The organism is Dysgonomonas sp. Shenzhen-Wh21 (assembly GCF_043392705.1).
In the GTDB taxonomy this organism is placed as follows: Bacteria; Bacteroidota; Bacteroidia; order Bacteroidales; family Dysgonomonadaceae; genus Dysgonomonas.
Genome location: NZ_JAIXHZ010000092.1, coordinates 1 through 7573 on the forward strand (window position 1 = coordinate 1; position 7573 = coordinate 7573).

Annotated in this window: 7 protein-coding genes and 1 pseudogene; 2 read left to right on the forward strand and 6 right to left on the reverse strand. The window is 36.0% G+C overall.

The features are described from left to right. Window positions 1–175 precede the first annotated feature (175 nt). On the reverse strand, window positions 176–1120 hold the full coding sequence (locus tag LDB17_RS06225) for a bifunctional methionine sulfoxide reductase B/A protein (RefSeq protein WP_252637654.1): 945 nt from the start codon (window positions 1118–1120) through the stop codon (window positions 176–178). Continuing rightward, window positions 1117–1455, reverse strand: coding sequence for a hypothetical protein (locus LDB17_RS06230; protein ID WP_135103752.1), 339 nt, complete (start codon window positions 1453–1455; stop codon window positions 1117–1119). The genes LDB17_RS06225 and LDB17_RS06230 overlap by 4 nt, the downstream gene beginning before the upstream one ends. Window positions 1456–1572: 117 nt before the next feature. Here LDB17_RS06230 and LDB17_RS06235 point away from each other — a divergent pair, with 117 nt between their 5' ends. After that, the gene (locus LDB17_RS06235; RefSeq protein WP_252637653.1) at window positions 1573–2841 is read left to right on the forward strand and encodes a DNA recombination protein RmuC; all 1269 of its coding nucleotides are present in this window, start codon (window positions 1573–1575) and stop codon (window positions 2839–2841) included. 579 nt (window positions 2842–3420) lie between these two features. Here LDB17_RS06235 and LDB17_RS06240 read toward each other — a convergent pair. Further along, window positions 3421–3966, reverse strand: coding sequence for an RsmD family RNA methyltransferase (locus LDB17_RS06240; protein WP_252637652.1), 546 nt, complete (start codon window positions 3964–3966; stop codon window positions 3421–3423). Beyond that, complete coding sequence (locus LDB17_RS06245; RefSeq protein WP_252637651.1) at window positions 3963–4772, reverse strand: DUF3822 family protein; 810 nt, start codon at window positions 4770–4772, stop codon at window positions 3963–3965. The genes LDB17_RS06240 and LDB17_RS06245 overlap by 4 nt, the downstream gene beginning before the upstream one ends. 83 nt (window positions 4773–4855) lie before the next feature. Between LDB17_RS06245 and LDB17_RS06250 the strand changes: the two genes are divergently transcribed. Continuing rightward, a complete protein-coding gene (locus tag LDB17_RS06250) occupies window positions 4856–6268 on the forward strand; it encodes an ATP-dependent RecD-like DNA helicase (protein ID WP_252637649.1) in 1413 nt (470 codons plus the stop codon). A gap of 26 nt (window positions 6269–6294) precedes the next feature. Here LDB17_RS06250 and LDB17_RS06255 read toward each other — a convergent pair whose 3' ends face one another. Beyond that, window positions 6295–7260, reverse strand: coding sequence for an alpha/beta hydrolase (locus LDB17_RS06255; RefSeq protein ID WP_252637647.1), 966 nt, complete (start codon window positions 7258–7260; stop codon window positions 6295–6297). A gap of 11 nt (window positions 7261–7271) precedes the next feature. Beyond that, window positions 7272–7573, reverse strand: a pseudogene (locus LDB17_RS06260) (DNA polymerase III subunit delta); the annotation flags it as partial.

Consider the following 7573-nt stretch of genomic DNA (forward strand, 5'->3'; position numbering starts at 1 on the left):
CCGGGTTTTCCAGAAATAGATAAGATTGTTTTAAGCATAAAAAAATAATTTAATTAAAATACTTTTCTGATTTTTAGTTAAGACACAAAAATAATATGAATACATTAAATATAATAATTTAATGTATTCAAATTGATAATATATTTATTAACCTGTTAACTAATAGACACTCCAACTATTCGAATATCTTTTTATATACATGGCAATAAGGAGTTGTTCCTTTGTGCTCGTAATATTGTTGATGATAATCTTCTGCTTTCCAGAATGTAGATAAGGGTTTTAGCATTGTTGCAACCTTATACCCCTTTTTTTGTAGAATCGATATATATTTTTCAGCAATATTTTTTTCATTCTCATCGGCATAAAATATACAAGAAAGATACTGAGGCCCAATATCCGGACCTTGCCCATTTGTTTGAGTAAAATCATGCGTTTCGAAAAACAACTTGACAAGGTCTTCATACGTGGTTTTAGAAGTATCATATTCTACTTCTGTTGTTTCTAAATGTCCGGTATTTTTCTGACAAACTTGTTCGTAACTAGGATGATCTACATGCCCACCCATAAAACCTACGGCGGTATGTGCCACACCTTTGGCTTTCATAAAATAATACTCTGTGCCCCAAAAACAACCGGAGGCAAAATAAGCTTTCTTAATCATTTTATTCTCTTGAGGTATAAATTTTAGTGATATCGAGTTTACGCAGTGCCTTGTCTCTTTTGCCGTGAAGCCTTCGTTGAGGAATACATGTCCTAGATGAGCACCGCAGTTTGTACATATTATTTCAGTTCGTCTTCCATCGGTATCAGGAACACGTTTTACAGCACCCTTTATTTCATCATCAAAAGAAGGCCACCCACAATGAGAATCAAATTTATCAGATGAATTATACAGAGGGGCGTTGCATCTTCTACACACATACACTCCAGTCTGCTTATTATTCACATATTCTCCTGTATAAGGAGCTTCTGTGCCTTTATGTATTATTACCCTTTCTTCTTCGGGTGTCAGTTTATTGTATTTCATATTACCTTGTTCTATTTTATTTTGACTCTGTACACATGATACTCCCCCTACGATCACGGTACATAATAAATATATGAATAATCTAAGTTTCATACCGTTTTTTTATAATAATTTTTAAAAGTAAAAGGTCTTCTCTTCTTCAGATATTCAATATTATACATATTGCTATACGCCTCGCGTTCGTACGAAATGTTTACATAAGCATCAAACATATTCCTATATTGTATCAAGCGAACGATCCACTCTATCAAATAGCTTATATAAAAGAATATGACGAGCATTTCTGCCATTTGTCGTGTATGTATACACTCATGGTTTATTTCGGCATCAGTCAGCCTACCATAATCCTTACGAGCAATGATTATTCCAAACAGGTTGATTGCTCCGAAATTCCCCGGTGGAAAATGTTTACTGTATAATATTTTCATTCCTTCATTTACCAGACAAAAATATCTTTGAACAAAGATGTTCACAAGTTTTTTGAGGCAAATTTTGTTAAAGGGAATCTTTTAAATAACTTTCCGTTTCTTTTAAAACAAATCAATATGGAATTAGTTTATGCCGGCGTAATATTGATCCTGGCTACAATTGTTATTTATTTAATCCAAAGAAACAATAAGCAGAGAGAATCTGAACTGAAAGAAGAAGTTGTTCGCTTAACTCGCGATAAGGAGTCTTTACAAATGGCTCAATTAGAGCATGTGAAAGAGATTGCAGAAAATAAAGCTTTACTACAGTCCAGAGAAGAACAATTACGCATTCAGCAAGAAGAGTTATTGAATACCCGGACTCATCTAAATAAAGATTTCCAAATATTAGCGACACAGATATTGGAAGAAAAAACCCTTCGCTTCACCGATGTGAACAAGGCGAATATGGAGGCTATACTGAAACCCTTGAATGAAAAACTGATTGAGTTTAAAGTAAAAGTAGAAGAAACGTACGATAAAGAATCGAAGCAGCGCTTTTCGCTCGAAGAACGTATCAAAGATCTGGTTGCTCTGAATAATCAGATAAGCGAAGATGCTAATAACTTAACGAAAGCACTGAAAGGTAGCAATAAGATACAGGGTAACTGGGGCGAAATGATTCTGGAATCTATATTAGAAAAATCGGGACTCAAAAAAGGAGAAGAATATTTCACTCAGGAATTTATTACCGACGAAAACGGAACACGCATTCAGAACACGCAAAATAAATATATGCAGCCCGATGTTACAGTTGTTTATCCCGGTGGACGAAAAATTATCATAGACTCGAAAGTATCCCTGAGTGCATACATTAAGTATGTGGAAGCTGAAATAGATGCAGTAAAAATCTCTGCCGAAAAAGAACATATTACTTCTGTAAGGCAGCATATTGATGAGCTGAGCCAAAAAGCATATCAAGACTATGTAGAATCTCTCGACTTTGTGATGATGTTTATCCCTAACGAACCGGCTTATATATTAGCGATGCAGCTCGATTCTACGCTGTGGGATTATGCATATCGCAAACGGATCTTATTGATAAGTCCTACAAACTTGGTAGCCTCATTGAAAGTGGTAGCCGACCTGTGGAAACGCGAATACCAAAGCCGCAATGCCATAGAGATAGCCAAACGAGGAGCTGCCTTATACGATAAGTTTGCGGGCTTTGTAGAAACGCTTCAAGATGTAGGGAAAAACATAGAACGTTCTCAGAAAGCATACGATAAAGCCCTGTCACAACTGAAAGAAGGTAATGGTAATCTCATACGACAGGCAGAAATGCTTAAAGATCTAGGAGTTAAAGCCCAAAAAGAACTACCGGATAGCATCGAACAAGTTAAATAAAGTTAAACAAATAAAGAAAAACAGCCAAACATGTTTTACAACATAAAAATTCACTTATCTTTGTACTGTGTTTTTCATGGTATTAGATTTAAGGTTAACAATGAAGATTGGTTGTCGTGATGACAGCCTTTTCTTTTTTATATAGTATCCATTCTATAGATATATAATTTAAACCTCCTTTCTCGATACTATTTTTTTCATCAAGCGTAAATTCAGGAAAAGATTTACCACAAAACAAACAGGTAAACAACACACATAAAACACATTACAAAACAAAGTATCCCCTATCTATCAGATTAGTATTAAACAATATTTACGAATAAAGTCTTTACAGGAAGATTTTGAGAGATTTGTAAAATAGTTATTATTTGGATATAGTATGCTAAGTTACTGTTTTATATAACGTTAATTATACGTTATAATATACATTTATTGCAATATAGAAAAAAATGATAAAAAAAAACCTTGCAATATGTTTTACAACATGAAAAATACACTATCTTTGTACTGTGTTTTTCATGGTATTAGATTTAAGGTTAACAATGAAGATTGGTTGTCGAGATGACAACCTTTTCTTTTTTATATAGAACCATTCCTAAATACGGTAAAATTCACACTTCCATATACTCGTTGATCTTCGAATAACGGATAATTAGAGAAATTATAATCCTTAGAATGTTCAAGAATAAATATTCCCCCCGGCTTTATCAATTCTTTTTCGAATACAAGCTTAGGCACATCTTCAAAATGCTTTAAATCATAAGGAGGGTCGGCAAAAATAAAATCAAACTGCTCTTTACAATGCACCAAATAACTGAATACATCCATCTTGGAGAGCATTAGCTCCGATTGTATTTGTAATTCTGCTTTTGTTTTTTCGATGAATGAAGCATGAGCAAAGTTTTTCTCTACACATACAACACGTGGACACCCTCGCGAAACCAATTCGAAACTAATACTACCTGTACCTCCAAAAAGGTCTAATGCTGTAGTTTCTTCCCAGTCTATAGAGTTGTTCAGGACGTTAAATATATTTTCTTTTGCAAAATCTGTTGTAGGACGTGCCTTGAAACTTTTAGGAGGATCAAATCTACGCCCTTTATATTTCCCACTGATAATTCTCATAATGATAATGTTAGTAAGTCTAATGGAGCTTTTTGAGCATCTTCATTCCACAAGAAAATCTCACTCGGAATATTCTGTTGCTCAATGTTTTTTATATATTGTTGCAGAAGTTTCACCAATTGCAGATCGGGATTCCCGACTATAAAAAGATAATCATCCAGTTGGCTGAACCTGCATTGCTCCCAAAGTTTAAGAATATAATATAGCTGGTTTGTTATTTGTTCATTCGTATGCGTTAAGCTATGAACCAATTTTGGCCCGGTAAAACAAATAATATCGAGGAAATTATCGTGAAAGTTTAAATACATTCTCGAAGCATTCCCTGTAAGCTTATTTTTATCTTCAAAGTAATTGATAAGCAAATTGGTATGATGAAAAAAGTGCGGAGCCCAAAGGCTTCTGGATAGAAAGTCAAAAATATCTTTATTCAAATTAAACAATGTAGTCACATCCTGGTTTTTGATAAAACCCGTAGATAGATGGCTTGCTTTCTCAACATGTGTAAAATTATACAAATGCTCTTTCTCTTTAAGATCAAAATATCGGGCAGGAATCAGATCATAGCTTGATGAAACAAAAACAACATTGGTCTGCTTAAACTCCTGCGTAAGAAAATTAAAATCAAAAATGATTCGTTGAATATTTGCCAGAAGGTTATCGCTCATCGAAAAAGATGTTTCACGCAGACAATAGTTCTCTTTTGTCTCAGGATCTGAAATAGAGAACATAAAGCTATAGGGCGTTATCCGTATCGATAACACATATCTATCTGATTGTCCGAGGTCTATACTTTCCGGTAAAAACATATTTTGGTATTTCTATACACAAAGTTAGAAAAAGATATTTTTATCTGCTATTTTTGACCTTCAATTCACCATTTCTTTCCGCTATGATCAATGATTTCTTCCGCAGTAAAATAATAGAGAATTTCCCATTCGAACCAACAAGCCAACAAAATGAAGCTTTGGAGAGGATCGTAAACTTCTTATTTTTACAAAAAGAAGAGACTCTGTTTTTGTTGCGGGGATATGCCGGAACAGGAAAGTCTTCTTTGCTCGGAGCCTTAGTAAAAACGATGACCGAGTTTAAGCAAAAAACAGTATTACTAGCGCCTACAGGACGAGCAGCGAAAGTGTTTTCATCCTATGCCAGCCATCCGGCTTTTACCATTCACAAGAAAATATACCGACAACAGAAGTATGCAGGAGACTTCGGAAGCTTTGGACTGATGGATAATCTGCATAAAGACACACTTTTTATTGTAGATGAAGCTTCTATGATCAGTAATAGTGGAATGGATGCATCCTTCTTTGGTACAGGGCATCTGCTCGATGATCTCATTCATTATGTCTATTCTAGCGAAAACTGTCGCTTATTGCTTATTGGCGATTCGGCACAGTTGCCACCTGTTATGGAAGAAGATAGCCCTGCCCTACAAACGGCAGTACTCGAAGGCTACGGACTCGATGTTTATGAGGCTATGCTCTCACAGATAGTGCGGCAAGCTGAAAGTTCGGGCATCCTTTATAATGCCACCAATATACGTAATCTGTTGAGCAAAGGAGAAACCGGAGCATATCCCAAACTCCTTCTCGATAATTTTAACGATATTGTACGCATCAACGGAGAAGACCTTATCGATGAGATTTCCGCATCTTATGATAGAGAAGGGCTAGACAATACGATGATTGTTTCCCGCTCCAATAAGCGATGTAACATCTACAATCAGGGGGTGCGCAACAGGATTCTATACAGAGAGGAGGAATTATCGGCGGGAGATATGCTGATGATCACTAAAAATAATTATTATTGGACAGAAAACATAGAAGGAATAGATTTCTTAGCGAATGGTGAAATAGTAGAAGTGCTTCGTGTTCGCCGTGAACAAGAATTGTATGGATTCCGCTTTTGTGATGTCTTGGTTAGGAGCCTCGATTATGATATAGAGTTCGAAATCAAGATACTTATGGATACGCTTTACTCTGATGTTTCGGGATTACCTCGTGAGCGTGCAGAAGAATTATTCCTAAATATATTAGAAGATTACTCTGATATATCTACAAAGGCCGGGAAAATGAAAAAGCTGAAAACCGACCCTTTCTATAATGCTGTACAAGTAAAATTTGCCTATGCTGTCACCTGCCACAAGGCACAGGGGGGTGAATGGAGTACCGTTTTTCTTGACTTAGGCTATATTTCGGAGGAACATTTAGGGATAAACTTTTATCGCTGGCTCTACACGGCAATTACCCGAGCCGGGAAGAAACTGTATTTAGTAAATCTTCCCGACGAGTTTGTATAAAATAAAACGGAATAATGTGTAAAAGACTATCCTCCAAAGTTAGCTTTTATATAATCCATTAAGTCGAAGTCTTTTTTCAATTCGGGCTTACCTATTTCTACCTCTCCTGTGTTTATCATCAAGTTGTCTTTGCCTATGATCAGCTTATCAATAAATGAGCATATTTCATTTATGTTCTCTTTCATCGGACGTTCGGCTATTTCATGTGCAGCATTTTCTACTTTGTAGAAATAATATGGAGTATTCAATTCTTGAAGCTGTTTTGCAATATGTTTCGAACCATACAGCCCAACCTGAAGCATTTCTGTTTTATCAAATGGAACATTCCGGTCGGCATCTCCGTGAAACATCTGTATAGGCGATGGTTCTGTTTGCCATTTCAAATCTCCGCTTGTACTAAAGATAGCTCCGGCAAAAGCAATTGTTCCGGCATAATTAAACCCTTGAGGAAGCTTCTCTGCAAGCTTGCTCTTATTGCATATTGCATATTCTCCGTGCAGAACGGCAACAGCTCCGGCACTCGAACCATTCGTAATAATTTCATCTTTTTCGAGATTCCAATCATCAGCATGATTATATACAAAGGTGGTTGCATCAAAAAGATCTTCTACAGCCATTGTTATACTGTTGGTCAATAATGCAGCAAAACGCATTGGGTCGATCTGCGAGCCATCACCAATATTTTTCATTCCTAAGCGATAGTCGATAGATACAACTTGATATCCTTTTTCTACCAACTTATGAAAATAGTCCACATACTGTTCGCCGTCACGTTCGCCGGCTGCAAAACCACCTCCGAACATAAAAACAATACAAGGGGTAACCTTTACAGCTACTGCTTCATCATCTTTAAGATAGTATCTATCCAGTTTCAACGAGCTACCATCTTTTACAGAATACACGTACGTCTGCTTGTCAATATATTCATCAGCAAACAATGAAATAGAGACAAATAGCGAAATAAGCAATGATGTTATTATTCTCTTTCCCATAATGTACAAATTCAGTGAGTTATTTTATATAGTAATTCTTTCAGTAATTCCCCGTCAGGGGCAGAGTTGTTATCAACGCCTTTTGATTTGGCATCGTATATACGTAAGAGACCGATAATTTCCATGCACTTAAACGCATTATAATTCTTCAAGGCAATAACGTAGTCTTTAGCCTGATAGGGGTTTCTAAGTCCAAGTTCGGTTGCAAGACCTTGCTCTGTTTTATTTTTTGCCCAATAGCAAATCATCAGGTTGCTGACTATTTCGAAAAGAATCCGAAGAACAATCCGATGATTATGACCATGTCGGTACT

What these genes read in the sequence shown, in the direction of transcription:
- LDB17_RS06225 (WP_252637654.1), bottom strand. Translation starts at nt 1,120, where the DNA reads ATGAAACTTAGATTATTCATATATTTATTATGTACCGTGATCGTAGGG.
- LDB17_RS06230 (WP_135103752.1), bottom strand. Translation starts at nt 1,455, where the DNA reads ATGAAAATATTATACAGTAAACATTTTCCACCGGGGAATTTCGGAGCA.
- LDB17_RS06255 (WP_252637647.1), bottom strand. Translation starts at nt 7,260, where the DNA reads ATGGGAAAGAGAATAATAACATCATTGCTTATTTCGCTATTTGTCTCT.
- LDB17_RS06245 (WP_252637651.1), bottom strand. Translation starts at nt 4,772, where the DNA reads ATGTTTTTACCGGAAAGTATAGACCTCGGACAATCAGATAGATATGTG.
- LDB17_RS06235 (WP_252637653.1), top strand. Translation starts at nt 1,573, where the DNA reads ATGGAATTAGTTTATGCCGGCGTAATATTGATCCTGGCTACAATTGTT.
- LDB17_RS06250 (WP_252637649.1), top strand. Translation starts at nt 4,856, where the DNA reads ATGATCAATGATTTCTTCCGCAGTAAAATAATAGAGAATTTCCCATTC.
- LDB17_RS06240 (WP_252637652.1), bottom strand. Translation starts at nt 3,966, where the DNA reads ATGAGAATTATCAGTGGGAAATATAAAGGGCGTAGATTTGATCCTCCT.